Origin of the sequence: Cytophaga aurantiaca DSM 3654 (assembly GCF_000379725.1) — a bacterium.
GTDB classification, from domain to species: Bacteria; Bacteroidota; Bacteroidia; order Cytophagales; family Cytophagaceae; genus Cytophaga; species Cytophaga aurantiaca.
The window spans coordinates 125,157-150,268 of record NZ_KB903620.1 but is presented as its reverse complement, the minus strand read 5'-3'; the positions used below and the strand labels follow the sequence as shown (position 1 = coordinate 150,268).

The 25,112-nt window shown below is 36.4% G+C and carries 30 protein-coding genes; 24 read left to right on the top strand and 6 right to left on the bottom strand.

The features are described 5' to 3' along the window. The first annotated feature begins 7 nt into the window (after positions 1-7). From A3EE_RS0100755 to A3EE_RS0100655, 19 genes are all read left to right on the top strand, one after another. A complete protein-coding gene (locus A3EE_RS0100755; protein WP_018341505.1) occupies positions 8-418 on the top strand; it encodes a hypothetical protein in 411 nt (136 codons plus the stop codon). Between the two features lie 28 nt (positions 419-446). Beyond that, the gene (locus A3EE_RS0100750; RefSeq protein ID WP_018341504.1) at positions 447-860 is read left to right on the top strand and encodes an SRPBCC family protein; all 414 of its coding nucleotides are present in this window, start codon (positions 447-449) and stop codon (positions 858-860) included. A 118-nt stretch (positions 861-978) separates the two neighbouring features. After that, positions 979-1,500, top strand: coding sequence for an SRPBCC family protein (locus A3EE_RS0100745; RefSeq protein WP_018341503.1), 522 nt, complete (start codon positions 979-981; stop codon positions 1,498-1,500). 30 nt (positions 1,501-1,530) lie between these two features. Further along, the gene (locus A3EE_RS0100740) at positions 1,531-2,055 is read left to right on the top strand and encodes an SRPBCC family protein (RefSeq protein WP_018341502.1); all 525 of its coding nucleotides are present in this window, start codon (positions 1,531-1,533) and stop codon (positions 2,053-2,055) included. A 1-nt stretch (position 2,056) separates the two neighbouring features. Continuing rightward, positions 2,057-2,275, top strand: a complete 219-nt coding sequence (locus tag A3EE_RS0100735; protein WP_033417389.1) for a hypothetical protein — start codon at positions 2,057-2,059, stop codon at positions 2,273-2,275. Between the two features lie 128 nt (positions 2,276-2,403). Continuing rightward, positions 2,404-3,282 carry a UbiA family prenyltransferase gene (locus A3EE_RS22080; RefSeq protein ID WP_157446818.1) on the top strand — a complete coding sequence of 293 codons (879 nt, stop codon included), beginning with the start codon at positions 2,404-2,406 and terminating at the stop codon, positions 3,280-3,282. 4 nt (positions 3,283-3,286) lie between these two features. Next, positions 3,287-4,375: a type III polyketide synthase gene (locus tag A3EE_RS22075; protein ID WP_018341499.1), complete on the top strand. Its 1,089-nt coding sequence runs from the start codon at positions 3,287-3,289 to the stop codon at positions 4,373-4,375. Beyond that, positions 4,368-5,060, top strand: a complete 693-nt coding sequence (locus A3EE_RS0100720; protein ID WP_018341498.1) for a methyltransferase domain-containing protein — start codon at positions 4,368-4,370, stop codon at positions 5,058-5,060. The genes A3EE_RS22075 and A3EE_RS0100720 overlap by 8 nt, the downstream gene beginning before the upstream one ends. Further along, a complete protein-coding gene (locus A3EE_RS0100715; protein ID WP_018341497.1) occupies positions 5,047-6,180 on the top strand; it encodes an NAD(P)/FAD-dependent oxidoreductase in 1,134 nt (377 codons plus the stop codon). Before A3EE_RS0100720 ends, A3EE_RS0100715 begins: the two co-directional genes overlap by 14 nt. 90 nt (positions 6,181-6,270) lie before the next feature. Continuing rightward, a complete protein-coding gene (locus tag A3EE_RS0100710) occupies positions 6,271-7,044 on the top strand; it encodes a helix-turn-helix domain-containing protein (RefSeq protein WP_018341496.1) in 774 nt (257 codons plus the stop codon). Positions 7,045-7,118: 74 nt separating this feature from the next. After that, a complete protein-coding gene (locus A3EE_RS0100705; RefSeq protein ID WP_018341495.1) occupies positions 7,119-7,508 on the top strand; it encodes a DUF1398 domain-containing protein in 390 nt (129 codons plus the stop codon). An 83-nt stretch (positions 7,509-7,591) separates the two neighbouring features. Next, entirely contained in the window at positions 7,592-8,449 is an 858-nt protein-coding gene (locus tag A3EE_RS0100700; protein ID WP_018341494.1) for a methylated-DNA--[protein]-cysteine S-methyltransferase, read from the top strand. Positions 8,450-8,614: 165 nt separating this feature from the next. Next, a complete protein-coding gene (locus A3EE_RS0100695) occupies positions 8,615-9,217 on the top strand; it encodes an alpha-ketoglutarate-dependent dioxygenase AlkB family protein (protein WP_026209520.1) in 603 nt (200 codons plus the stop codon). A gap of 76 nt (positions 9,218-9,293) precedes the next feature. Next, on the top strand, positions 9,294-10,187 hold the full coding sequence (locus tag A3EE_RS0100690; protein ID WP_018341492.1) for a DnaJ C-terminal domain-containing protein: 894 nt from the start codon (positions 9,294-9,296) through the stop codon (positions 10,185-10,187). After that, on the top strand, positions 10,184-10,477 hold the full coding sequence (locus A3EE_RS0100685; RefSeq protein ID WP_018341491.1) for a chaperone modulator CbpM: 294 nt from the start codon (positions 10,184-10,186) through the stop codon (positions 10,475-10,477). Before A3EE_RS0100690 ends, A3EE_RS0100685 begins: the two co-directional genes overlap by 4 nt. 73 nt (positions 10,478-10,550) lie before the next feature. Continuing rightward, positions 10,551-12,098 (top strand): hypothetical protein, encoded by a 1,548-nt coding sequence (locus tag A3EE_RS0100680; RefSeq protein ID WP_018341490.1) that lies wholly within the window; start codon positions 10,551-10,553, stop codon positions 12,096-12,098. 96 nt (positions 12,099-12,194) lie between these two features. Further along, the gene (locus A3EE_RS0100675; protein WP_018341489.1) at positions 12,195-12,401 is read left to right on the top strand and encodes a hypothetical protein; all 207 of its coding nucleotides are present in this window, start codon (positions 12,195-12,197) and stop codon (positions 12,399-12,401) included. Positions 12,402-12,971: 570 nt separating this feature from the next. Then, entirely contained in the window at positions 12,972-13,181 is a 210-nt protein-coding gene (locus A3EE_RS0100660; RefSeq protein WP_157446817.1) for a hypothetical protein, read from the top strand. A gap of 34 nt (positions 13,182-13,215) precedes the next feature. Beyond that, a complete protein-coding gene (locus tag A3EE_RS0100655; RefSeq protein ID WP_018341486.1) occupies positions 13,216-13,416 on the top strand; it encodes a hypothetical protein in 201 nt (66 codons plus the stop codon). On the opposite strand, the gene A3EE_RS0100650 is transcribed toward A3EE_RS0100655, so the two are convergent. The 5 genes from A3EE_RS0100650 to A3EE_RS0100630 form a co-directional block, all read right to left on the bottom strand. After that, on the bottom strand, positions 13,417-14,052 hold the full coding sequence (locus A3EE_RS0100650; RefSeq protein ID WP_018341485.1) for a DUF2306 domain-containing protein: 636 nt from the start codon (positions 14,050-14,052) through the stop codon (positions 13,417-13,419). Next, positions 14,052-14,948, bottom strand: a complete 897-nt coding sequence (locus A3EE_RS0100645; RefSeq protein ID WP_083921227.1) for a DMT family transporter — start codon at positions 14,946-14,948, stop codon at positions 14,052-14,054. The genes A3EE_RS0100650 and A3EE_RS0100645 overlap by 1 nt, the downstream gene beginning before the upstream one ends. Before the next feature lie 299 nt (positions 14,949-15,247). Beyond that, on the bottom strand, positions 15,248-17,233 hold the full coding sequence (locus A3EE_RS0100640; RefSeq protein WP_018341483.1) for an amylo-alpha-1,6-glucosidase: 1,986 nt from the start codon (positions 17,231-17,233) through the stop codon (positions 15,248-15,250). A 148-nt stretch (positions 17,234-17,381) separates the two neighbouring features. Beyond that, positions 17,382-18,770 (bottom strand): GH1 family beta-glucosidase, encoded by a 1,389-nt coding sequence (locus tag A3EE_RS0100635; RefSeq protein ID WP_018341482.1) that lies wholly within the window; start codon positions 18,768-18,770, stop codon positions 17,382-17,384. Beyond that, on the bottom strand, positions 18,767-19,813 hold the full coding sequence (locus A3EE_RS0100630; protein ID WP_033417388.1) for a glycosyltransferase family protein: 1,047 nt from the start codon (positions 19,811-19,813) through the stop codon (positions 18,767-18,769). Before A3EE_RS0100630 ends, A3EE_RS0100635 begins: the two co-directional genes overlap by 4 nt. Before the next feature lie 325 nt (positions 19,814-20,138). Here A3EE_RS0100630 and A3EE_RS0100620 point away from each other — a divergent pair, with 325 nt between their 5' ends. Together A3EE_RS0100620 and A3EE_RS0100615 are read left to right on the top strand one after the other, a co-directional pair. Then, complete coding sequence (locus tag A3EE_RS0100620; protein ID WP_018341479.1) at positions 20,139-21,035, top strand: UDP-2,3-diacylglucosamine diphosphatase; 897 nt, start codon at positions 20,139-20,141, stop codon at positions 21,033-21,035. Between the two features lies 1 nt (position 21,036). Further along, a complete protein-coding gene (locus A3EE_RS0100615) occupies positions 21,037-21,342 on the top strand; it encodes a hypothetical protein (RefSeq protein WP_018341478.1) in 306 nt (101 codons plus the stop codon). Between the two features lie 221 nt (positions 21,343-21,563). Here A3EE_RS0100615 and A3EE_RS0100610 read toward each other — a convergent pair whose 3' ends face one another. Continuing rightward, entirely contained in the window at positions 21,564-21,806 is a 243-nt protein-coding gene (locus A3EE_RS0100610) for a T9SS type A sorting domain-containing protein (RefSeq protein WP_018341477.1), read from the bottom strand. A gap of 198 nt (positions 21,807-22,004) precedes the next feature. Between A3EE_RS0100610 and A3EE_RS0100605 the strand changes: the two genes are divergently transcribed. The 3 genes from A3EE_RS0100605 to pstC all read left to right on the top strand — a co-directional run bounded on the left by A3EE_RS0100605 (position 22,005) and on the right by pstC (position 25,111). After that, positions 22,005-23,015, top strand: a complete 1,011-nt coding sequence (locus A3EE_RS0100605; RefSeq protein ID WP_018341476.1) for a DUF2490 domain-containing protein — start codon at positions 22,005-22,007, stop codon at positions 23,013-23,015. 167 nt (positions 23,016-23,182) lie between these two features. Further along, entirely contained in the window at positions 23,183-24,205 is a 1,023-nt protein-coding gene (locus A3EE_RS0100600; RefSeq protein WP_018341475.1) for a PstS family phosphate ABC transporter substrate-binding protein, read from the top strand. Positions 24,206-24,223: 18 nt separating this feature from the next. Further along, positions 24,224-25,111, top strand: coding sequence for a phosphate ABC transporter permease subunit PstC (pstC, locus tag A3EE_RS0100595; RefSeq protein ID WP_018341474.1), 888 nt, complete (start codon positions 24,224-24,226; stop codon positions 25,109-25,111). Position 25,112: the final 1 nt, after the last annotated feature.

Here is a 25,112-nt window from a genome sequence, read left to right as displayed (position 1 = left end):
ATACATCATGGAAAATTATTTTTTAGAAAAAGATATTGTTGTATTTTATCTAGTTGCAAATGCTTTTCCGGATGGTGTTTTAGCGGCTCATCAAAAGTTGCATAAATTGATTCCGTATTCGGATAAGCGAAAATATTTTGGAATTTCAAACCCGGATAATACCGGAACTATAATTTACAGAGCGGCAGCAGAAGAATTAACAGATGGTGAAGCAATAAAACTTAAATTAGAAACACTTGTTTTGAAAAAAGGAACGTATACAAGCATTGTAATTGAAAATTATCAGAAAGAAATCTCTGACATAGGAAAAGCATTTGATACGCTCCTTTTAAATAAAAATATTGACCCCCATGGCTATTGTGTTGAATGGTATCTCAATGATACCGATGTGCGATGCATGGTTCGACTAACGAAATAATTCATTTACATATAAATAACGTACAAACATGAAAAATGAAATTACAATTGAAGCTACAGTAAATGCACCCATGGATAAAGTATGGAAATACTGGAATGAACCAGCCCATATTAAACAATGGTGTTCGGCTTCACCGGATTGGCATGTACCTGCAGCGGATAATGATTTAAAAGCAGGTGGAAAATTCACTACAACAATGGCTGCAAAGGACGGCAGTTTCAGCTTTGATTTTGGTGGTGTATACGATCAGGTACAATCAAATGAATTGATCGAATATACTATAGGTGATGGAAGAAAAGTAAAAATTGTTTTTACAACATCCGGTGATGCAGTAAAAATTGTTGAGTCGTTTGAGCCTGAATCACAAAACCCAAGAGACATGCAGCAAGCCGGCTGGCAGGCAATTTTAAATAATTTTAAATCGTATACTGAAAACAATTAATTTTATTAATGTCTGTTGTTCAAAAACTCTCCAAGGGTTTTAAACCCTTGGAGAGTTAAGTAATAAATCTAAAAATTTTAATCGACAAACTAATTCTAACTTAAACATTTTTAAAAAAATGAAAATTCTAAAGAAAATTTTAATCGGACTTGCAGCGTTTATTGCGTTGTTGTTGATTATCGCATTGTTTATTCCTAAAGACTATACTGTCTCTGTATCAACAACGATCAATAAACCACAGAAGGAAGTATATGAATATGTAAAATTGATTAAGAATCAAGAGAACTACAGTGTCTGGGTAATGGAAGATACCAATATTGTTATGACGTATACGGGTATTGATGGAACCGTTGGTTTTTTAGCGCAGTGGAAAAGTGAGCAAATGGGTGAAGGAGAACAGCAAATTACAAAGGTTGATGGCGAGCGTGTAGATGTAGCCTTGAGGTTTAAAGGACATGGAGATGAACAAAAAGCGGCGACAATTGTGAAAGCGATCAATGAAAATCAAACTCAGGTAACAAACGAATTTTACGGACATACCGGTTATCCTTTCAACATTATGTGTTTTGTCGGTAAAATGTTTATTACCGATGCGCAAACTAAAAACATGGCGAATCTGAAGGCCATTCTTGAAAAATAAATTTTGGTATAGATTCTTAAAACTGAGATCATGTTAATAATTTTCTTTATTGTTCTTTTCATAATATCACTTTTGATTTTTGCAGCGACTTCTGCAAAAGTATATTTTATCGAATCAGAAGTGGTTATCGATAAATCAAAAGATGAAGTGTTTAATTATGTTGTTCAGTTAAAAAATCAGATCTACTACAACAAATGGATGATGGCCGATCCGAATATAAAGCTGACTCATACAGGTGTGGATGGTACGGTTGGGTTTGTTACTGCATGGCAAAGTGATCTAAAGGATGTTGGAGTAGGCGAACAGGAAATTAAACGTATTGATGCAGGCGAATTGATCCATACAGAATTGCGTTTTGAAAAACCGTTCAAAGGAGTAAGTCAGGTATATGTCAAAATTGAATCGGTAAAACCGGATCAAACGAAAGTCCTTACGGTTTTTGATACACGTACGGAGTTCCCAATGAATCTGATGATTCCGTTGATCAAAAAAATGTTAAAGAAAGACATGAATCAGAATGCACAGAATTTGAAAGCGGCCCTTGAAAAAAAATAATATGATCGTAGAGGTTTTTAAAACGAATGTTACAGATAATGAGGTCGCTGATAAGATAATCAGCGACCTTTCTCTGATCATGCCGGAATCCAGAATAAATTTCGATCTTACAGATTGTGATAAAATTCTTCGCATCGAAAGCACTACTCATATTCACATTGAAAGCATTTCAGAGCGGATTTCCAATTGGGGTTATGTATGCGAAGTGCTGGAGCCTTAAAATTCTAAAAGAATTAAAACGATTAAATAGTCTAATTCTGTAAAAAATCACTGTTATTTTATAAGAGCTATTGTATTAAAAGACGTATCTTAATACTTGAAAAACACTCGTTTTTGATACGGATACAAATGATGGCATTAATTGACAAAAACACGTTAAAATTATTACGAATACCTTTCTCTCTTTTTTTAATGCCCTTGTTTTTATTGGCATTAAGTCAGTCAGGCGCAGAACTCTTCAGTTTCAATACCCTCGTTTCTTTTTGTATCATGCATTTACTGGTATATCCTTCAAGTAATGGATACAACAGTTATATTGACAAAGACGAAGAAAGTATCGGTGGCTTGGAAAAACCTCCGCTACCTACAAAAAAATTATATTATGTAACATTGGTTATAGACATACTCGCGATTACACTTGGGTTCATTTTTATAAATTCTGTATTTGCAATATGCATCCTCATTTACACACTGGCATCAAGAGCATATAGCTCGAGAGAAATAAGATTAAAAAAATATCCATACATTGGTTTTCTTGTCGTATTTATTTTTCAGGGAGGATTTACCTATTATATGTGTTATGCAGGGATTACAGATCATGGATTGGAACTAAATGGTCCTGTTTTGTATTTATTGTTAGGGAGCTCATTTCAGATAGCAGGCGCATATCCATTGACACAAATTTATCAGCATCAGCAAGACCTCAAAGATGGTGTTGTAACAATAAGCTATAAACTAGGTTATGCGGGCACATTTATATTCACCGGGTTGATGTTTGCTATTACAAATGTTTTGTACTTCTTATATTTTAATGCAAATGACCAAGTAAATCAATTTTATATCATACAGATTTTCTTTGTGCCGATCGTGATGTATTATTTCTATTGGTTTATAAAGGTTGTTAAAAATCAAAATGAAGCAAATTTTAAACATACCATGTTCATGAATATAATTGCATCAACGTGTATGAATAGTTGTTTCTTAGTTTTATACGTTATTAATAATTGAGTAAGTGAGTTATATATCAGCCATAGAAACGAGTGTTCCCGAATATTTTCATTCACAAAATGAATTTGCAGAATTCTATTCCAATTCAACGGATGACGATGAAATTAAAAGAAAAATTAAAATCATCTCATCTAAAACAGGCATAGAAAACAGATATTCGGTATTAAAGGATTATAGTCTTGCGCCAAAAGACTTTGAATTTTATGCTAAAAGTTCTTCGTTAATGCCTGAGCCTGGCCTTACAAAACGGATGGAAATTTTTAAAGAAGAAGCTGTAAAACTTTCTTTAAAAGCAGTAAATAAAATTCCTGAATTTGAAATCGTCAAAAAAACTATCACTCATTTAATCACTGTTACGTGCACGGGATTATTTGCTCCCGGTCTGGATATTGAATTAGTAAATGAATTGCAGCTTTCTCCATCCATAAATAGGAGTAGCATAAATTTTATGGGCTGTAATGCTGCAATACTTGCCTTAAAACAAGCTGATGCTATCTGCAAAAGCAATGGAAATGCAAAAGTGCTTATCGTTTGTACGGAATTATGCACCATTCATTTTCAGAAAAATTATTCGGATGATTATATTATTTCAAATCAATTGTTTGCCGATGGTTGTGCTGCGGTACTTGTAACCGCTGATCCAATAGAATTTTCGCAGAATGCATTAATAAAAATAAATGATTTTCATTCGTTACTGCTTCATAAAGGCTACAACGATATGGCTTGGCAATTGTCTGAAACTGGATTCAAAATGAATTTAACTACATATGTTTCCGATCTGATTAACGGCAATATCAAAAATATGTTAAGTGAAGTAAATGTACACCCCGATACGATTGATTTTTGGGCAGTACATCCGGGAGGGAAAAAAATTATCGATGAATTTTGTAAGGTATTAGATCTGGACAGAAATAAGCTTTCATCGTCGTACGAGATATTAAAAAATTATGGCAATATGTCTTCCCCAACGGTTTTGTTTGTTTTGAAGCATGTATTGAATAACAATCAACATGTTCAAAAAGGAAAATCTATTTTTACAGCTGCATTTGGTCCGGGATTAAGTATTGAAACTGTATCGCTTGTATATGCTTAATTGTAGAAGCGATAAAAATGAACTGCTGGATGGAGATAACATTCCTGCAGCAGATCTATTTCAAAACTTAAGAGAATTAGATACTATTAACACATTGCTGGGTGGCTATAAAATAAGCTTGTCTGCATTAAACACCGTTATTAAAAACAACAAACCGTATACTTTGGTTGATATTGGTTGTGGCGGCGGTGATACCTTAAAATATATTTTTAATTGGAATAAACGTGCGAATAAAAATCTTTCGCTTGTTGGTATTGATATTAAACCGGTATGTATTGAATATGCAAAGACAAATACCTCTGCATTAGCCATACGTTACATTTGCGATGATTACAAATGTTTATATGAGCACGAGCGTAATGTAGATATTATTCATGCAAGTTTATTTTGCCATCATTTAACAGAAGAACAACTTGTAGAATTGGTATCGTTTGCATTAACACATAAAGCTATTTTAATTGTGAATGATCTGGAACGGAATCCGATTGCATATTATTCTATAAAATGGCTGACGCAATTATTCTCTAAATCATATCTGGTTAAAAACGATGCGCCGTTATCTGTCGCGCGGGGATTTAAAAAGAAAGAATGGGAAACTATTTTAGATAAAGCCGGAGCTACACATTTTTCACTTAAAAATAAATGGGCGTTTCGCCATCAGGTAATTGTTTATGGAAATCAATAACAACTCATATCGATGTGCAATTGTTGGCGGCGGCGTTGCAGGATTGAGTCTCGCAATTCAGCTTGCAGATGCAGGCATTGAAGTGATTGTGTTTGAAAAAAATACCTATCCCTTTCATAAAGTGTGTGGCGAATATATTTCTATGGAAAGCTGGAATTTTTTGCTTTCGTTGGGTTTGCCATTGAACGATATGAATTTACCTTCCATCACGCAATTGGGAGTATCTTCTGAAAAAGGATTTATGCTGAACGCACCTTTAGACTTAGGTGGCTTCGGTATCAGCAGATATACATTAGATCAGGAATTATGTTTGTTGGCAAAAGCAAAGGGTGTAGTCATTTTAGAAAACTGCAAAGTGCTGGATGTTGAAAATGAAAACGAACATTCCTCTTTAATCACAACTACATTCGGACTTTACAGGGCCCAGATCGTTTGCGGGAGCTATGGAAAGTACACGCCGGTATTTGCTAAGTCTTCAACTGAATCAAAGAAGAAAAATATAAATTACATTGGTGTTAAATATCACATCAAAACAGATTTTCCGGATAATCGAATTGAATTGCATAATTATGAAGATGGCTACTGCGGCATTTCAAAAGTTGACAAGGAAACATATTGTATGTGTTACTTGTCAACGTCTGATAAACTAAAGCAATCAGAAAATAATATAAAACAATTAGAGGAAACAGTTTTGCATAAGAATCCTTTTTTGAAACGCATATTTTTAGAAGCAGAATTTATTTTCAAAGAACCCATTGTAATAAGTAACATTTCGTTTCATAAAAAAAGCGCCTATGCAAACGGAATATTTTTGGTAGGTGATGCTGCAGGTTCCATTACACCTTTGTGTGGCAATGGCATGAGTATGGGCTTCCGTGCATCATTTGTTTTATCGAGGCTGCTTGTTTCTTTTTTTAGAACAAAGACAAGTAAAACAGCTTTAATAGAAGCTTATCAAGATGCCTGGAACAACGAGTTTAATTTCCGGATTCAAACGGGATATTATTTGCAGAGCTTGTTCGGGAAAAAGACAACAACACATCTTGTTCTAAAAACGTTGGATAAATTTCCAGCGGTAACACAAAAAATAATCGGGCTTACTCACGGAAAGCCATTTTAAATAAATCAAAAAGCCTCATTTCAAATTGCGATAAGAAATTTTTACATTTACAATACTGGCAATTTTACATTTATCACTGAAAGTAAATAAATGTCTAGATTTTCGATATACATACCGACCGAATCCTTAAAACCTTTTATTAAGAGTTTTGCCGTTTCTGAAAATGAATATGAACAGACGTATAAAGTAATTCCGGATACATCTATTGTTTTAGGTTTTCAATACAAAGGCAAGTTGTCGCATTTAACGAATGCAGATGAAACGCTTCTTTCAAAATCCGGTGTGAGCGGATTAAGTGATCACTATAAAGTATTTAAAAATTCTGCAAATATAGGTACCGTATTGGTGTTCTTTACAGAAACAGGCGCTGCACATTTTTTTAAACAACCCTTACACGAACTTTTTAAAGAGAGTATTTCTTTAGACAATTTTATGTTGCAATCGGAGTTGTTGATTTTAGAAGAACAATTGTGCGCAGCACGTACAGATGCAGAACGGATTGTTGTTGTAGAAAATTTTTTGCTTGCCCGCATTCGTCCTGTAGAACAGGATAAGATGGTATTAGCTGCGTTGGCCTTAATTCATAAAAGTAAAGGAACCATTCGCATCACAGAATTGATGCAGCAATTAAATATCAGTCAGAGTCCGTTAGAGAAACGATTCCGGCAGGCCGTAGGAACAAGCCCTAAAAAATTTGCGTCTATTGTAAGGTTAAAACATGCCATTAGACAGCGAACCTATTCAAATTCACTTACAGAATTAAGTTATGAATTGGGCTTTTACGATCAGGCGCATTTTATAAAGGAATTTAAAACGTTTACCGGAGAAACGCCGGAAAATTATTTTTCTTCCGATAAGTCATAAAAACGATTTTTTACAATTGAACTACTAATTTTTTTTAAACTTTTGTATCAGTAAATCATTAAACACGTACAACTATGTTTACACTTGAACAAATTAAAACAGCACACGCAAAAGTAAAAAGCGGTGCAGATTTCCCTTCTTACATTAAAGAACTCATCACATTGGGTCTTACTCAATATACGCAGTTTGTGAGCGATGGACATACGGTATATTGGGGAGCAAATAATTATTCTATCCAATCGGATGCGAAGTATCCTGCTTTTACCATTTCAAATGAAGCAGATAAGGAAAAGTTAAAAATAGATCTAAAGATCCATCAGCAAGGCGGAACAAATTACTTAACGTTCTGTGAACAGGCAGCGGAAGCTGGCGTTGAAACATGGACCGTCAATATGGGGAAAATGACCTGTACCTATTATGATAAAAATGGGAACGAGATGCTTGCAGAAGCGATTCCTGAATAACAGTCTTTTTAGAGATAACTTAGCACGTTTCGGATTTTATTATCGCTGTAAACTGAATACTTTTGTAATGAAAAATCAGCACTATGGACGATAAGGAGCAAAGTAATTATAAGCGTATTGCTGAAGCAATAGAATACATCCGTGCAAATTATCAAGAACAGCCAAGTCTGGACGAAATTGCAGAGAAAGTACATTTAAGTCCGTCTCATTTCCAACGCTTATTTACAGATTGGGCAGGAGTGAGTCCAAAGAAATTTTTGCAATACATCAGTATTCAGCATGCGAAAGCATTGTTGAATAAAGCAGAACCTTCCTTGTTTGATGTAAGCAATAAGATCGGACTTTCAAGTACAAGCAGATTGCATGATCTGTTTATTCAGATCGAAGGTATGACGCCGGGTGAATATAAAAATGGCGGTGCACATCTTTCGATCGAATATAGTTTTTCAGATTCAGCCTTTGGAAAAGTAATCATCGCCTCTACGCCTCATGGGATTTGTCATTTAACGTTTATTGAAAATGAAGCCGATGGATTAACACAACTAAAATCTGTTTTTCCGAATGCAACTTATTTAAAAAAGATTAATGATGCACATAGTAATGCATTGCTTATTTTTTCAATGGATTGGTCAAAGTTAAAACAAGTAAAACTGCATTTGAAAGGAACAGAGTTTCAATTAAAAGTTTGGGAAGCATTATTGAAAATTCCGATGGGTGTATTAACCAGCTACGGCGATATTGCAGCAACCATTCAAAAACCTTCTGCATCAAGAGCTGTAGGCACTGCTATTGGAAGCAATCCAATTGCTTTTTTAATTCCATGTCATCGTGTGATACAAGCTTCAGGAAACTTAGGCGGTTATATGTGGGGAATAACAAGAAAAACTGCAATGATTGGTTGGGAGAGTAGTAAACAGTTGTCAGTGGACAGTGGTCAGTAAGTCTGAACCACTCATTAACCTGATGTATGTGATAAAAAATGAAATTTAAATCTGATCAGTAAAGAATAAAAAATACAAACGACAAAATCAATTCAATCAATTTCATCAGATTAATCTGTGGTTCTGACAAATTTCTTCTGACAACTGAACACTGACTACTAACAAATGAATCTCTTCGCTCCAGACCCTCAATCCAATCTTTTACCTTTCGACGGCATCGTAAATTACTATGGCGCAATAATGAGTCATGAACAAGCCACTTCATATTTGAATGCATTGCTTGAAAATATTGAATGGAAAAATGACGAAGCAATTATTTATGGCAAGCACATCATTACCAAACGCAAAGTTGCCTGGTATGGAGATCAAAATTTTTCATATACATATTCAAATACCACAAAGCAGGCATTAAGCTGGACAAAGGAACTATTAGAATTAAAACAACTTGCGGAAAAATTAACAGGCGATTCATTTAATTCCTGCTTATTGAATTTATATCATAGCGGAGAAGAAGGAATGGCCTGGCACAGCGACGATGAAAAAGCATTGGGCTTAAATACGTGTATCGCATCTATGAGTTTTGGTGCAGAGCGCAAGTTCTCTTTTAAACATAAAGTTTCTAAAGATACGGTCACTCAAACCCTCGAAAACGGTAGTTTATTGGTTATGAAAGGTGCCACACAAACAAATTGGCTGCATTCTCTTCCTAAAACAACAAAAGTGCGTGCGCCAAGGGTAAATCTTACGTTTCGAACAATTGTTCTATAAATCCCATAAATATTTTAATGCTTGATTTAATAGAACAAAATGCTGAAATTATAGATGTTTAAATTTTCAAGTGATTATGGATTACTATAAAATTCTTGGCATTGATAAAAGTGCTACAGAAGCGGATATTAAAAAGGCTTACCGGAAAATGGCGCGCAAATATCACCCGGATGTAAACCCGGATGACAAGGCAGCTGAACAAAAATTTAAGGAAGTAAATGAAGCGAATGAAGTATTAAGCAATGCTGAAAATCGCAAGAAGTACGATGCTTATGGTGATAATTGGAAGCAAGGAAATGCTTATGCCAATGCCGGACAGCAGCGTTACCAGAGACCACCGAACCAAGGTGGCTCAAGAGGAGGAAATTCGTTTGAAAATGATTATTCAGACTTCTTCGAAAATATGTTTGGCGGTGCGGCAGGCGGCGGGCGTGGAGGAAGAGGTGGTGTTAAATTTAAGGGAGCGGATTTATTTGCAGAATTGGATCTGGATCTGAAAGAGGTATACACTACACATAAAAGAGAATTAACGGTTAACGGGAAAAATATTCGTATTACCATACCTGCAGGAATAAAAGACGAACAGGTCATTAAGATTCCCGGTTATGGCGGAGATGGCTTGAATGGAGGACCTAAAGGTGATCTGCAAATTCAGATCAATGTACACAACAACACAAAATTTAAAATAGACAACAACGACTTGCATAACACGGTAGAAATTGATTTGTATAAAGCAATATTAGGGGGAGACCTGATCGTTGATACATTTGATGGAAAAGCCAAATTAAAAGTTGCACCCGAAACACAAAATGGCACCAAGGTAAAACTGAAAGGAAAAGGTTTGCCTGTTTATAAGAAGGAAGGTGAGTTTGGTGACCTGTACATTACATACAACATAGCACTTCCGACCAATCTTACTGAAAAAGAAAAAGAATTATTTACGGAACTCTCTAAACTTCGGAACCCATGAATGTAGAACAGTTTATTCCCGTACACACCATCTGCACCAGCTATCAGATAGAAGTTTCTTTTTTACATGAATTGAATGATATCGGACTGGTGGAAATTAATATCATTGAAGAAATTGCCTATGTTCATCAGGATCAAATACGGGCGATTGAAAAAATGATACGCCTGCACCACGATCTGGATGTAAACATTGAAGGCATTGATGTGGTATTTAATTTATTGAATAAACTTGATGCACTGCAGACAGAATTGGCTGCGGCTAAGCGCCGATTAAGAATATATGAAAATTAAATAAAGAATCGTTCAACAACATAACTTCCTGATGGTGTTAGCGTACAAGAATACGTTCTTGTACATATAGACTATGAATCGATTAGATTACATCATTACGCTTTCAAAAGGAATTTTAGAAGCACCGGAAGAAAATATAGAAGAGCTTCTAAACTATTTCGGAGCTATTTTTGAATTAAAGGAAATACAAAAGCCGGGTGCTGTTTCATTAGCAGCCGGACTGGATGATGGAACGGAAGTCTGTTTTGCTGACTGGGCTAAACAACTCCGGACAGAAAAAATTAAAAAATGTGTTGTACGTTCCGTTGCACAGGAATCAGATAAATTACCCGAACATATTTTAGCAGCTTTTGCAGGTACCCAGGAATATCTCTTTGAAGTACTTACTGAAAAGTCCACACACTGTTATGTGATCAAAACATTTTATTCACCTTCCTATGCCATCACAACAGAACTATTTGGCGAGTTAGTAGATGTACAAACTAATAGCGAAGCTCATTGGGAGTTGGTTGCAAATCTAATAACCGAATCCAATGAATTGAATGGTCGGAAAGCAGTAGCGAAAAGCGAAGCGCGTGCGTATCTGAACAGTAAAGAAGGGAAAGGCGAATTTAATTTTCTGGCAACTAAGTTATCCGAAGAGATGCAGATTGAATGCACGGTTGCAGGTACACCGTTTCTATTGCCGGGACATTTGAAAAATTTATTTTATCAGTCCGACTTTTCATTTTTTGGAGATGACAACAACAGAGAGATCGCATTTCTGTATGCATTAAAAGAATGTTCTGCGGAGCAGTTAATACAACTGGTACATGCGCAGCCATCCGTAGCTGCTGTATGGTCGGCCTGTGAAGCGGATATGCAGGAATGGCCATTACCTGATGTGCCTGTTTCAAAAGCTACAGAGCTTGAAGCATTCATTCAAAAACAAACAACAGAGCAGCTGAGTTTAACCGGATTGGTAAATGTTGTGTGCGGTGCAATACGAAGACTTTCAGAAGAAAATCATGTACGTCCAACAATTCCGGAATCGTTAAAAGATGTTTTTGGTCCTGATAAAACAGAGTATGACAAAGCTCTTGCACGCGGCAATTCCAAAGACAGATGGTATTTAAAATCAAATGAAACTCCATGGGAAGTTTCTTTCTTTGAGCCTTTAACAATTACAACCTTGCTGGAATCAAAAGGAAATGTTGAAGTTGTTAAGAAAGAGTTTTCACAGGCACTTTCAGAAATAGAACAGTTTGCGAAAAAGATTCAGTCTCCGTTTGAAGAGGCGTTTCGATTTGCAAATTATTTTTTGATTGAAACAGTTCCTGAAGGAAATTTTGATGCGGCTCATCTGGAAGTTATTTCTAAAGATCTAACAACAAAAGGATTTTCAGAACGTTCTCTAGAAGTTCTTAAAAATAATTTTCTGTATCTGGAAGAATGGTATAAATTGAACTATGATAGAGAAACTATTTTAGGCTTGTTTGCAGTTAAGAATGCTAATCAGTTTGGCGGCATGGGTTCCTGGAACGATCAGTATGTGGAAGAAGATCCGGAAACGTATGAGAAGGTTTCGGCAGAAACATTTTCTGCAATGAAAAAATATTTTGTTGTATTACTTTCAAAGTAGAAAATTCATTGAATGTTTAAAGAAAAGAATGCTGAATTTACTGTTTTTAATAAATAAAAATAACTTAGCAGTACTATATATTTCATTATATAAAATATGGAAACTCCTGGAATTATAATGTTACTTACAGCTTTGCTGGGTGCATTTTTTGTTGCCTTAAAGATTTATAAAGTATTGGATAAAAAAGGAAATCCTGCCGCAATAATAATTGCTGCAGGTAGTTTTATTGGTACATTTATTTTAATCTACATTGCTGCGGCAATTGTTTGGGTTGTTTTCCGTGACGGATTCAACAGAAGGTAACTTTACTTAATATTTGTTTCATTATACAAATCAGTAAAAATTTATGTCAATTTCTCTTGTACTATTAACCTTATTTGTAATTGCCTTAATTTCTTTTTTTATTTCCTGGAAAGTGTATAAGGCATTAAAATCTAAAAATAACGAGTATGCCTTGATATTTTCAATCGCATCTTTTATTACCAGCATTGTGATTATAATATTTGCCATACTCTTTCTTTGAATTTGATTGGCTGGTCAGTAGAGTATAAGGTAATTTATTTTGAATCGTTAAACTTTAAAAAACATGGATGCAAATAATATAGAAGCAGTCTTAGTATGGGTAGTTATATTTTTTATAATCTTAAGTAGCTTTTTTATTTCCAGAAAAGTATATAAGACGCTTAAAAATAACAACAATCCATATTATATCATATTTACAGCTTTATGTTTTATTACAAGTATTGCGGTAATTACGATTGGAGTGTTTTTTGTCTGGTTCGTTTTATTCGAAGAAGATTTCAGTAGGCGGTGATCCTTTTGGACAGTCAATGTATTCTAAAAATAAAACAGATTCGATTTAATCTTTCAGATATGGAACTAGTACTTTTATTTATAGGACTTATAGTAACGATACTAAGTTCTTTATATATTTCCCGTAAAGTGTACCGAACATTAAGTTATGATGGAAATAAATTTGCAGGATTCTTTTCTATTATATTCTTTCTTTTGAGCCTTTTTGTTATAGGCCTGGGTGTTCTGTATGTATGGGCACAATTAACGGGTGGATTCAGTAGAAGATAACTCTCGATTTTGCTTAACTTAATTTACGTATTATATGCTCATTGTTCTTTTAATAGGATTTCTGGTAGTTCTTTTCAGTTCGTTTGTTATTTCTTCGAAAGTATATAAAGAACTTAGAGGAAAGGGAGATGCAGTTGCTGTAAGTGCAGCAATTCTATGCTTTATTGTAAGTTTTTTATTTATGGGATTTGTTTTATTTCGGGTGTGTATCGGCGAAAGTTTTAGCAGAACATAATCATCCCTTATTTTTCATCCATATATAATATTCAGCAGCAAGTAAGTTGGGCACAAAGCCAAGCCAGGCATTGATCATGTATAAAGAATCCGGATCGATGTCTGTTGTACTTGATAAGATAAGTTTCCATGTACGAAGCGTGATAGCTGAAAATGTAAGCGCGTAACTTCGGATCATATAATTTTCATGACTTTTGAAATTTCTCTTTTTAACTTCAAGAAAAGCCTTTAGTGTAAACCAAAACCAAAGGCAATCCAATATGGTAAATGCAATTTTAGTCGGCAGCAGACCATTGGCATAATAGGCCATGATCAGCGCTGCAGGAAAATTGATTACAAGTATGTTAAACACATATACCTTCCCAATGAATCTGTGTAAGGCGGGATATTCTGTTTGCAGCGATTTTGAAAATTGCGTGAAGCCTGCGATCAGACAAAAAATACTTGTAAAGACATGTATGTAAAAAGCTATTTTCCAGCTTGTGATATGTAAGTATTCCTGTTTGTATTTAAGAAAGGCTGCTTGCTCATTGAAGCTGGTATATTCCAGTATGGTAGTAGATATAAGAAAGGTAGCTACACAAAGGATTGTATAAATGAAAATAGTTTTCAGCGCATCAAAAACAATTGCTTTCATTACACAATTTCCTTTTTTCTATTGATCATATACACTGCAGCAATTCCCAATACACCGCCAATGATGGTATGTATCTGTAATGCTTCACCTAAAAAAAACCACGAAGACACAGCCGCTGAAACAGGAACTAAGAAAATAAAGCTGCTTGCTTTCTCAGGACCTAAGGTTGTTGTTGCATAAAAGTAATAGGTTGTGGCAAGTGAAGTTGCAAACACAGCACTGAAAAAAATGTTCCACCAGAAATAGCCATCTGCAATAACAAGTGTTTCTTTTAAAGAACTGTAATCAACCAGCGGCAGCATAATAAGAGCAGTTGCAAGATACATCCACAAACTAAAGGTCATAGAAGAGCCGTAAGTCGAAGCTTTCGACGTAATCCGGCTCAGTACTGCCCAAACAAATGCAGCCAATAAGAAATACAAATTTCCTGAGGAAAATAATTCATCCGTGCTTCCCCATACCTTTAAGAGCGTTGCGCCTGCAAGTACACCCAATATCAATCCGATTGTTTCATTTCTTGAAGGCTTGTTTCTGTTGATTACTAAACCGATTCCATAAGCCATGATCGGATTCATCGTTGTAACCAACACACCACCTGCCCCGGCAAGTCCGTTCTTCAAGCCATAAAAAAACAAAAACGTATAAATGGACAAAAGCAATCCCGCGCCAATCAATGGAAGCAATCCCTTTTTGTTCATTGTTAAGGGTGCTTTCATAAAAAATACAATTGGAAGCGAACTAAGGAATACAACGGCATAGCGGATCAACACTATTGATATCGGGTCACCATAGGCTGCCGCAACTTTTCCGGAAGGCCAGCTTAAGCCCCACATAAACATGCTGAATACAATACCTATAAAAAGTATTTTTTTTGATATGTTATTTTGAGCATTCAATGGGCTAGGGGTTTGATACGGTTAACTAAAAATACTAATTTATTATGGAATGTAGTTTCATTTGAGTTGAATTTATAAAGATTCCGGAATCAGGCGATATGTCTTATAAGTATATTTGAATTAAGGTAATAAATGCACTTGATCCCGTAGGGATAAAAACTAATAGTTTTTCATCCTTCATGATTAACTGGTCTCAATCCGATAATATTTTTTTGTAAAACAAAAAAGCATCCCGCTGTTTTGCGAGATGCTTTTAATATGTAACGATATCTTAAAACCTATTACCTAAAACCTAATACTTACAGATTGTATTCATCAATCACTCTTAATACTTCCGAAACACCCCAGGCTTGTGCTACACAGCCGCGCGGATGATGAGGAGCATCACCATCAAAAATTTCAGAAACACTGCCGATGCAGCTTTCTTCTAAATGGTATGCAAAATTATAAATTACTTTCTGACTTAAACGGTACGCATGCTCTCCGCCTACACGCATCATAACATCTACATATGGTCCCAATAACCAGCTCCAGACTGTTCCTTGGTGATACGACGCATCACGTCTTCTCCAGTCGCCCTGATAAATGCCATAATAATTCTGATCGTGCGGACTTAAACTGCGCAGGCCAACCGGAGTATATAAATGTTCTTCAACACAATTAAATACGGCTTGCGCTTTTTCACCCTCAAGCAATTGGAACGGAAGGCTGATCGCAAACAACTGATTCGGACGGATAGAATTGTCCGGTTGATTGTTTTCATCAATCAAATCGTATAAATAATTTCCATCCTGATTCCAGAAGCGTGTTGCAAAAGTATCTTTCACTTTTTGAGCGGCTTCTTCCATTGCAGAAGCATCCTGCGATTGATAATTGATATCTAATAAATGCGCGAATATTTTTAAGCTGTTGTACCACAATGCCTGAATCTCAACCGGCTTACCCATTCTTGGAGTCACTACCCAATCACCAACCTTTGCATCCATCCACGTTAGTTGCTGACCAACTTCGCCTGCATACAATAAGCCATCTTCATCAACTTTAATGTTGTATAAGGTGCCTTTAAAATGATGATCAACGATATCTTTTAATACGGGTAAAATTTCATTCAATACAAAATTGCGATCTTGCGTTGTTTGCAGGTATCTATATACCGCTACAAAATACCAAAGCGTACCATCCACATTGTTGTATTCCGGTGCTTCGTCGCCGTCTTTGAAACGGTTTGGAATCATACCATTCTGTACACTTTCTGCAAATGCTTTTAAAATGCGTCGTGCATCATCAAACTTACCAGTTGTTAAACATAAGCCAGGCAATGCAATCATCGTATCTCTTCCCCAGTCTGTGAACCAGTGGTAACCGGCGATAACTGTTTTTAAAGATTCAGAACGCTGAACAACAAATTGATTTGCAGAAAGCGTTAATTGCTGAATGGTTGTATTTGTAGACTTTCCATCAAGCAATTGTACTCTTCTCAAACGTTCCTGTTCGTATAAATAAAATGCATCTCTGCCCGTTGGGTTTGCTGTTGAAAGAATAATGCCAAAAGAATCTCCGGCATTAAGTGTTAACGAGAATGTTCCATGATTGAACAGATCTTCTTCACACTCCAAGCCGCGGTAGCGATCAACTGCATAATCGAACTGATAGAACCAGTTTGGATCTTTGCGAAGGGAAGCGTTTGGTATAGATATGAAAATTTCGGGTGAAGAAGCGTAGGGCTGTGTTGTGAACAAACCATCTTCAAATGTGCATGTTGGATCAAATACATCATTTGCTTTGTGCAGCGAATGATAGTCTCTGCTGCTGATTAAAGGCAATAATTTAAATGTAAAGGAAGACGGGGCCTGCAATACATTGTAGATAATCACAGTTGTATTTTCTCCATGCAACATTGCAATTGTTTTTCTGATCACAACACCGTTTGCCTCAAATGTAAACTCAGGGAAAAGGTCTTTTTTAAATTCGCTCAGGTGCTGATATCCTTGCGGAGACAGGGCTTCACGAAATTTATTTGTGCTCAAATGTGTCCACTCATCATTCAATACTATGATTTCATCCAGCTTATTTACCAATACTGTTCGTTCTGTAGGTGGCTTGGTTGCTGCCACCAGCAAGCCATGATACCTGCGTGTATTGCATCCGCTTAAGGAACTGCCTGCCCAACCGCCAAGACCGTTTGTTTCAATCCATTCCGCACCTTCCCAGAGTTTTCCGGATGAAGAGCCATAAAAGAGTTTATGAACGTCGGTTTGAATCGCAGTATTGTCTAATCGTAGCATAACAATTTTAATATTAATGGAAGGAATCTATGATCCAGCTGTCTTGAATTATAGTATACTAAGGTAAACTATATTTTAGTAATACAGATTATACTTAAAGAAAAAAATACGAAGGAATTATATAATATTCAGTATACAGAATGGATGTTTAACCACGGATAAAATTGCCATACCACAACCCCGATTCTTTGACAACACGTTTTTGTGTATTAAAGTCTGTGTAAATCAGGCCAAAACGCGGGTGATAGCCTTCAGCCCATTCAAAATTATCCGTCCAGGTCCATACAAAATAGCCCTCAACTTTTGAACCTTCTGATCGTGCTTTTAAAACCTGCTCAATGTGATCCTGCAGATAAACCGTTCGCATATGATCGGAGATAATGGTCTCGTGATGTTTGTCTTCAAACGCCGCGCCGTTTTCAGTAATCAGAATTTTTTTCACTCCGGGATAGGTATCGAATTTTTTGATCATGTGGTAGATGGCTTCCGGATATACTTCCCAATTCATCAATGTATGCTGTACTTTGCGGCTAGGGGCGCTTATCAATCGTGCTTTTAGGTATGGAGTAAACCACGAGTGTTTTACAAACTCTCGGGTATAATTCTGAACGCCTATAAAATCGAATTCAAATTGCATTTTGTGCTCGTCGCCCGGAAGGATGTATTTATGAATATCACGTAAAGGTGTTAATACATCTACCGGGTATCCCATGCCCAGCGTGGGTTCGATGAACATTCTGTTTAACAGTGCATCTACTTTGATTGCTGCTAAATGATCTTTTTCTATGTTTCTGTAAGGCTCTATATGCGAACATGAAAATGTAGTACCCACTTCTGCGTTTGGCTGGAGAGCTTTGATTGTTCGCGCTCCTTCACACATGCTCAACACCGCATGATGGATAGCGGGCAGAAAGTTTTTCATTCCTCTTTTCCCGGGAGCATGTATACCTAAAAAATAACCTGCACCAACAAACACCATGGGTTCATTCATCACCATCCAGTTGCTTACGCGATCACCAAAATGTTTCACACAAACAGATACATAATCGGTAAACCAGTGTACGACTTCTCTGTTTGTCCAGCCACCTTTATTTTCTAGCGCTTGCGGCAGATCCCAATGATACAACGTTACCCATGGAGTAATGCCATACTTTAAGCACGTATCAATTAAACGATCATAAAATGCTAAGCCTGCCGGATTTATTTCACCGACACCATTTGGTATGATGCGGGCCCATGAAATTGAAAAACGAAAATGATTGATGCCTAATGCCTGCATTAGTTTTATGTCGTCTTCGTAACGCGAATAAAAATCGCATGCAATGTTCGCATTCTTTTTATCCTTTATTTTATTTTTATTTTCATTGGTAAACGTATCCCAGATAGATGGACCTTTCCCATCTACATTATACGCGCCTTCTGTTTGATAGGCCGAAGAAGAGACACCCCAGACAAATGTTTGATCCAGGTTTTTTTTATATTCAGAAAGAACAGACGTGCCTTTGAAAAGTGATTGTTGTGGTTCTGAAAGTATCATGCATCTAAATCAAGTTCTTTCTCCCATTTTTTTGCAATATCAATAGCTTCTTTGTTTGCGGTGTGTTTAGCAAAAATATGATCTAATATCCGGTCGGTAATATCCGGATAATCAACTTCCACACGTGTATCGCTTTTCAACCATTTTTCGATTGTCGGGAAGTGTTTCTTCTTTAAACTTTTAATTACCGGAACGCCCATTTCTGCAAGTGCTGCAGCATTGCAATGCTGTTCATACTGACCTTTCATCGGCACAACCAATACTTTCTTTTTCATGAACAAAGCCTCTGCCGGTGTTTCAAATCCGGCACCGCAAATTACACCTTCTGCAGTCGCAAGGCTTTTTATGAATAGTTCATTTTGAATTGGCAAAATGCGAACATTTTTTTCAATAATCGGAGTTTTATTATGCTTGGAAAATACCTGCCACTGTACATCTTCAAACCGCAGCAGATTTTTCAATATGCGTTCGTCGTCATAAGCAGGGAGATACACGGTGTAGTGACCAAGGTTCTCCACTTTTGCATTTCGAATCTGCTGACGGATCACAGGAGTAAAAATATTTTTATCGTAACGTTCAAAATGAAAGCCATACTGTTTTGTACTTGGCGCATAATAGCGCAAGATCGTATGGCCAATCAGATCGTAACTGGATGGCTTGGGGGCCTTCGGAGAAAGCACAGCCGACTGGTGACTCAGAGAGATGCATTCTTTGTTCACTGCATAGCAGGCCCAGGCGCTGATGGGTTCAAAATCATTAATCACCAGATCATATTCATGGATCGGCAATTGTTTTATTTCGTTATAAATCCTTTTTGATTTTAGTTTTAAAAACGTGTTGTACATATCTACACCACCTTTTTTTCCGAAGATAAAACTTAGTCCTTTGAATTGATATTTTACAGGAAAAGGCAAATTTAAATCGCCTTGTACGCCACTTACCAGCACATCTACATCGCCCCGTTTTTGTAACAACGGAACAATATCCATAGATCTGCTTAAGTGGCCATTACCAGTGCCCTGGATGGCATAAAGTATTTTCATCAATTATGAATTTCTGAATCTGAACGGTGAATAGAATTCAACCCAGATGCCGATAAGGAAGTTTTCAATCGCTTGCTGCAGGCGATTAAGGATGTTTAAAATCGAGTTCAACATACGCTTTTTTGGTTTAGTTGAATTGAATACAATAAAGGTAGCCTGTAGATGTTTCGTAGAGGTTATGCCGCTGTTATGTTATTGTTACACGGATACGTGATTTGTTAACACAAGCATAATGGATGTGTAATATTCAACTTATGTATAATGTGTTCATTTGTATAGTTTAAATAGAGGCAATGAATTGATATTGCCATAAAGTATTCATAACATGAAGACACATTACAGAACAATCGTGCTTTCGGATATTCACTTGGGAACTTCAGGATCAAAAGCGAAAGAAGTATCTAATTTTTTAAAGAATCATTCGTGCGACACATTGCTTTTAAATGGCGACATTATTGACGGCTGGCAATTACAAAAATATGGTAAATGGAAAAAGTCGCATACGCGATTTTTCAGAAGAGTCATAAAAATGACAGAGCAGCATAAAACAAAAGTATATTATCTGCGCGGCAATCACGACGATTTCTTAGATACCATTATTCCTTTCAGTTTTGGGAACATACACATTGAAAGAGAATACATTCACCAGGGAGCAACAGGTAAGTCATATCTGGTAATACACGGAGACGTCTTCGATGCAATCACTACAAAGCTTAAGTGGATCGCGAAATTGGGAGATGTTGGCTACACGTTTTTGTTGTGGATCAACAAGCATTACAACAATTACCGCGTGAAGAGAGGATTGCCATATTATTCGCTTTCACAAGTAGTGAAGCAAAAAGTAAAATCTGCGGTTTCCTATATTTCGGATTACGAAATGGAATTGGCAGAGCTGGCTCGTTCGCGTAAATGCGATGGTGTAATTTGCGGACACATACATCAGCCGGCAATTAAAGAATACAACGGTGTTGAATATTTGAACTCAGGCGACTGGGTGGAAACGCTTTCGGCACTTGTAGAAACCATACACGGTGATTGGAAGCTGATCTATTACAACGAGGCATTCGACGAAGATAAAGATGCGACAGAAGACGCAGATGATCCTCAGTTTGTATTTGAGAATATAACACGTTTTTCAAAAGATGTAACCATATATAAGCCTAGATACGCATCCTTTACGAAGGTAAATCCATTAGACAATTCACAGCCATCCTTTGAGTAATATGCAGCAGTTCGATATAAAATCTAAATTAGTAGAGATACTAAAAAAGCAGAAAAGCAAAAGACATCACATTGCTTTGGATATACATCTGCACAATGGAAATATATTGTTGAAATCATTTCGCTTGTATGATTTTGATAAGACTACAGATGTTATCAAAGGCATGACAATGCACGAAGAATATGCTTACTTAAGAGAGGGGCGTGATCCTGTATATGCGTATTTTAACATAACAGAAATTAAACAGCTGGATAGTGCAACGTCTAATTATCTGTTTTTAAGCAAGCCAGTGAATGCTCTAGTGTGAGTATAGCCTCTATTCTTAGAGGTAGCGAAGCGCTTGAAGGATAAACAAATGATATAGAGTCTTTGACTCGTTATTTATTTTGAAACGAGTCAAAGACTCTCATCTATTATTATAGATCCGTAGAGCCCTTCGGAACTCTACGGATAGAAAAGTTATTTCTTGGAATTTTACTATGGAGTAAATCTAAAGGTTGTGTCTTTTCGACCAACCACTTGCAATAATCAATACAACGTAAACCGCTCTTCTTTTAATTTTTCATTTAAATAAGAGATCTTCACTCGATACGTACCTTTCGCAAGGCTTGATACATCAATCACTAAATTGTTTGCCCCCTTTTTCAATTCCTCCCACAGAGATAATTTTTTTTCACCCAGAATATTATAAATTTTAATATTCACGAGTTGAATATCATTTGCAAATAGCTGTAGGTCGACAAAATGGCCGGTTGAAGTTATAATAGACATAATAAAAGTTGAATATTTTGATTGCTGCAAATGTATATATACTGTATTACGTCAGAATTATGCCCTTATTAATTGTATATGAATTGTTTACAAAAGTATGTATACAAAAAATAAGCTGCGTAACAATTTGGTAACATTAGAGTGATGCTGAGGTAATAATAGAACTGTTGTTTTGCATCCGAATAGCTCGTATTAAAAATGAAAAAACTTATTGTAACAGTAGCACTGTCACTATCTGGCATGCTATGCGCTTTTGCGCAAACTACTCCCTCTCAAAACTTTGCAGACCACCCAAGGGCCTATACGCAGAGAAAATCATTCTGGTTTGAGGCCAACATCAGCGGATCAATCGATTCATTACAAAGATGGCAATACCAGATTGATTACCAATACCGTAGAATGGCAGATGCCAGTTATATTCAAGGTGGGAATCAAGGTAATATTTTCAAAGATCCATACCAACAAGTAATAAGACCCTGGATCCACTATTGGGTAATTCCCCAAAAACTTCGTTTCTCATTATCACCTCTTGGATACTGGATCACCTGGACTCCTCCGCAAGAAGGAAGTGTGTATAAGGTAGATGGCCAGGATCAAGGACAAGCTGTTTTTCCCGAATTCAGAATTTGTCCTCAGGTAACTGTTAATAGCCAATTAGGCCGTTTGTTATTCTCTAACCGTTACAGATATGAATTCAGATTGATCGGCGACAGAAGTCAATCAACAACATTCATGGATGATTTAGGGGCTGGTTACAGTTTTTATCCAAATCCAAATGGTTCCGGAAACGGCAGCAGCCACCAAGGCAGACTTCGTTGGCAGATACGTGCTCAATTATTATTGAACAGTCCTAAAATGCAAAAAAATACAGTGTATATAAATGCTTGGAATGAATTGTTCATTGGAATGGGTAAACACGTTGATTATCAAAAAATGCTGAATCAAAACAGAACGGTTGCATTGTTCGGCTGGAAATTACCAACCCAATATCCGATTCGTATAGAAGCAGGTATTACATATCAGGTAAATTTCTTGTATAACATTGATCAAGTGCCGACACAACCAACCGTTTCTTATGGAAAAAGAAATGTTGAAGCAAACACAGCATATACGGTGTACATCATATTTGACGAATTCCATACGCTATTTAAGAAAAAAGGAAGAAAACCTCAGGATGAACCTAAATTCCCTCATCCGGAAAAATTATAAGGGTTGACAATTGAAGGGAACATTTCAACTTCAATTAGTTACAAATTATACAGTAGTAACTGATAAGGTTACAATTATTTAATGCGTTAAATAAAAATAAGTACTTAACTTGCAACTCGGTTTTGCATGTTAAGTACTTTCATGTTTTACACCTACTATATATTCCAATGAAAAAAATTGTCTTTATCGTATTCGTATCTGCTTTATTAAGCAGTTGTGGTAGTGGAAGCGAAAAAACTGCTGCAAGTGAAACAAAAGAAACAGCAATCAAATTAGATGGCTCGTCTACTGTTTTCCCAATTTCTGAAGCGGTTGCCGAAGAATTTGAACTTGAAAACAAAAACATTAAAGTTACAGCAAATGCATCCGGAACAGGCGCAGGATTTAAGAAGTTTATCCGTAACGAAATTGATGTTACAGGTGCTTCAAGACCGATCAAAGCTTCTGAAGATAAAGATTGCGCAGCTAACAAAATCCAATACCTTGAGATTCCTATTGCATACGATGGTTTAGCAATTGTTGTAAGCAAAGAAAATACATGGGTAGATTATTTGACTGTAGAAGAGTTGAAGAAAATCTGGGAACCAGCAGCGAAAGGTACAGTTACACACTGGGATCATGTACGTGCAGGCTGGCCACATGAAAAAATTAATTTGTACGGCGCAGGAACTGAATCAGGTACATTTGATTATTTCACTGAAGCGATTGTTGGCGAAGCAAGATCTTGCAGAACAGATTATACAGCAAGTGAAGACGATAACGGTTTGGTAAGTGGTGTTGCAGGTGACAAATATTCACTTGGTTATTTTGGATATGCTTATTTCTTTGAAAATCAAGATAAATTGAAATTGGTAGCAATCGATGATAAAAATGACGCGAACGGAAAGGGTGCTGTTTTAGCTACAAATGAAACAATTGTTAATGGCACATATCAGCCATTATCCCGTCCATTGTTGATCTATATCAATAAAACATCGTCTACAAAACCTGAAGTAGCTCAGTTTGTGAACTATTACATTGATAATGCACCAACATTGGTTCCTGAAACAGGCTATGTAGCATTATCTCCTGAAGCATATAAATTGGTAAAAGCACGCTTTAATGCTGGCACAACTGGTTCTCTTTTCTTAACTTTGAAGACGACTGTTGGAGTGAAGCTGGAAGAAATATTAAAAACAACACAACAATAATATTGTTGCCCCCTTTGAATGAAACGTTCAGAAAAAGTTATAGAATCATTCTTATTTGCCTGCAGCTTGTTAACCGTATTAACAACTGTAGGCATTATTTCTGTTTTAGTATTTGAAACAGCACGATTTTTTCAAGTAGTACCCATCTGGGATTTCCTAACGGATACAGAATGGTCTCCTTCTTTTTCAAAAGACCAACAGCATTTTGGCATCATGCCGCTTCTGGCGGGCACCTTCTTAACTACATTTATTGCCATGAGCGTGGCAGTGCCACTGGGGATTACCATTGCGGTTTACTTAAGTGAATATGCTAGTCCACGTGTTCGAAATATTGTAAAACCTATTTTAGAGATTTTAGCATCTATCCCTACAATTGTATATGGTTATTTTGCCTTAGCATTTGTAACACCAATGATTCAGGAACTTTTTCCAGGTTTAGGCTTAAACAACTTCAATGCATTGGCTCCGGGTATTATCATGGGAATTATGATTTTGCCACTGGTTTCTTCATTAAGTGAAGACGCGTTGCATGCAGTACCTAGAATGCTTCGTGAAGGTTCGTATGCTATGGGTGCAACAAAATTTCAAACAGCTTTTAAAGTAATTATCCCGGCAGCCTTATCAGGTATCGCCGTATCAATCATTCTTGCATTGTCAAGAGCAGTAGGTGAGACGATGATCGTAGCAATTGCTGCAGGAAATAAACCGACCTTAACGTTCAATCCGCTTAACCAGGTACAGACGGCAACTACATACATTGTGCAAACTGTAAATGGGGATGTTGCAAACGATTCAATTGAATACAAAACAATTTATGCCGTAGGTATGAGTTTGTTTGTGATCACATTATTATTGAACAACATCAGTTTCTGGTTGAAGAAGCGTTACCAACAAGTTTATAAGTAAT

Excerpts from the sequence above, each read along its gene's own strand:
- A3EE_RS0100755 (WP_018341505.1), top strand. The coding sequence starts at position 8 with ATGGAAAATTATTTTTTAGAAAAAGATATTGTTGTATTTTATCTAGTT.
- A3EE_RS0100750 (WP_018341504.1), top strand. The coding sequence starts at position 447 with ATGAAAAATGAAATTACAATTGAAGCTACAGTAAATGCACCCATGGAT.
- A3EE_RS0100745 (WP_018341503.1), top strand. The coding sequence starts at position 979 with ATGAAAATTCTAAAGAAAATTTTAATCGGACTTGCAGCGTTTATTGCG.
- A3EE_RS0100740 (WP_018341502.1), top strand. The coding sequence starts at position 1,531 with ATGTTAATAATTTTCTTTATTGTTCTTTTCATAATATCACTTTTGATT.
- A3EE_RS0100735 (WP_033417389.1), top strand. The coding sequence starts at position 2,057 with ATGATCGTAGAGGTTTTTAAAACGAATGTTACAGATAATGAGGTCGCT.
- A3EE_RS22080 (WP_157446818.1), top strand. The coding sequence starts at position 2,404 with ATGATGGCATTAATTGACAAAAACACGTTAAAATTATTACGAATACCT.
- A3EE_RS0100720 (WP_018341498.1), top strand. The coding sequence starts at position 4,368 with ATGCTTAATTGTAGAAGCGATAAAAATGAACTGCTGGATGGAGATAAC.
- A3EE_RS0100715 (WP_018341497.1), top strand. The coding sequence starts at position 5,047 with ATGGAAATCAATAACAACTCATATCGATGTGCAATTGTTGGCGGCGGC.
- A3EE_RS0100710 (WP_018341496.1), top strand. The coding sequence starts at position 6,271 with ATGTCTAGATTTTCGATATACATACCGACCGAATCCTTAAAACCTTTT.
- A3EE_RS0100705 (WP_018341495.1), top strand. The coding sequence starts at position 7,119 with ATGTTTACACTTGAACAAATTAAAACAGCACACGCAAAAGTAAAAAGC.
- A3EE_RS0100700 (WP_018341494.1), top strand. The coding sequence starts at position 7,592 with ATGGACGATAAGGAGCAAAGTAATTATAAGCGTATTGCTGAAGCAATA.
- A3EE_RS0100695 (WP_026209520.1), top strand. The coding sequence starts at position 8,615 with ATGAATCTCTTCGCTCCAGACCCTCAATCCAATCTTTTACCTTTCGAC.
- A3EE_RS0100690 (WP_018341492.1), top strand. The coding sequence starts at position 9,294 with ATGGATTACTATAAAATTCTTGGCATTGATAAAAGTGCTACAGAAGCG.
- A3EE_RS0100685 (WP_018341491.1), top strand. The coding sequence starts at position 10,184 with ATGAATGTAGAACAGTTTATTCCCGTACACACCATCTGCACCAGCTAT.
- A3EE_RS0100680 (WP_018341490.1), top strand. The coding sequence starts at position 10,551 with ATGAATCGATTAGATTACATCATTACGCTTTCAAAAGGAATTTTAGAA.
- A3EE_RS0100675 (WP_018341489.1), top strand. The coding sequence starts at position 12,195 with ATGGAAACTCCTGGAATTATAATGTTACTTACAGCTTTGCTGGGTGCA.
- A3EE_RS0100660 (WP_157446817.1), top strand. The coding sequence starts at position 12,972 with ATGGAACTAGTACTTTTATTTATAGGACTTATAGTAACGATACTAAGT.
- A3EE_RS0100655 (WP_018341486.1), top strand. The coding sequence starts at position 13,216 with ATGCTCATTGTTCTTTTAATAGGATTTCTGGTAGTTCTTTTCAGTTCG.
- A3EE_RS0100650 (WP_018341485.1), bottom strand. The coding sequence starts at position 14,052 with ATGAAAGCAATTGTTTTTGATGCGCTGAAAACTATTTTCATTTATACA.
- A3EE_RS0100640 (WP_018341483.1), bottom strand. The coding sequence starts at position 17,233 with ATGCTACGATTAGACAATACTGCGATTCAAACCGACGTTCATAAACTC.
- A3EE_RS0100635 (WP_018341482.1), bottom strand. The coding sequence starts at position 18,770 with ATGATACTTTCAGAACCACAACAATCACTTTTCAAAGGCACGTCTGTT.
- A3EE_RS0100630 (WP_033417388.1), bottom strand. The coding sequence starts at position 19,813 with ATGAAAATACTTTATGCCATCCAGGGCACTGGTAATGGCCACTTAAGC.
- A3EE_RS0100620 (WP_018341479.1), top strand. The coding sequence starts at position 20,139 with ATGAAGACACATTACAGAACAATCGTGCTTTCGGATATTCACTTGGGA.
- A3EE_RS0100615 (WP_018341478.1), top strand. The coding sequence starts at position 21,037 with ATGCAGCAGTTCGATATAAAATCTAAATTAGTAGAGATACTAAAAAAG.
- A3EE_RS0100610 (WP_018341477.1), bottom strand. The coding sequence starts at position 21,806 with ATGTCTATTATAACTTCAACCGGCCATTTTGTCGACCTACAGCTATTT.
- A3EE_RS0100605 (WP_018341476.1), top strand. The coding sequence starts at position 22,005 with ATGAAAAAACTTATTGTAACAGTAGCACTGTCACTATCTGGCATGCTA.
- A3EE_RS0100600 (WP_018341475.1), top strand. The coding sequence starts at position 23,183 with ATGAAAAAAATTGTCTTTATCGTATTCGTATCTGCTTTATTAAGCAGT.
- pstC (WP_018341474.1), top strand. The coding sequence starts at position 24,224 with ATGAAACGTTCAGAAAAAGTTATAGAATCATTCTTATTTGCCTGCAGC.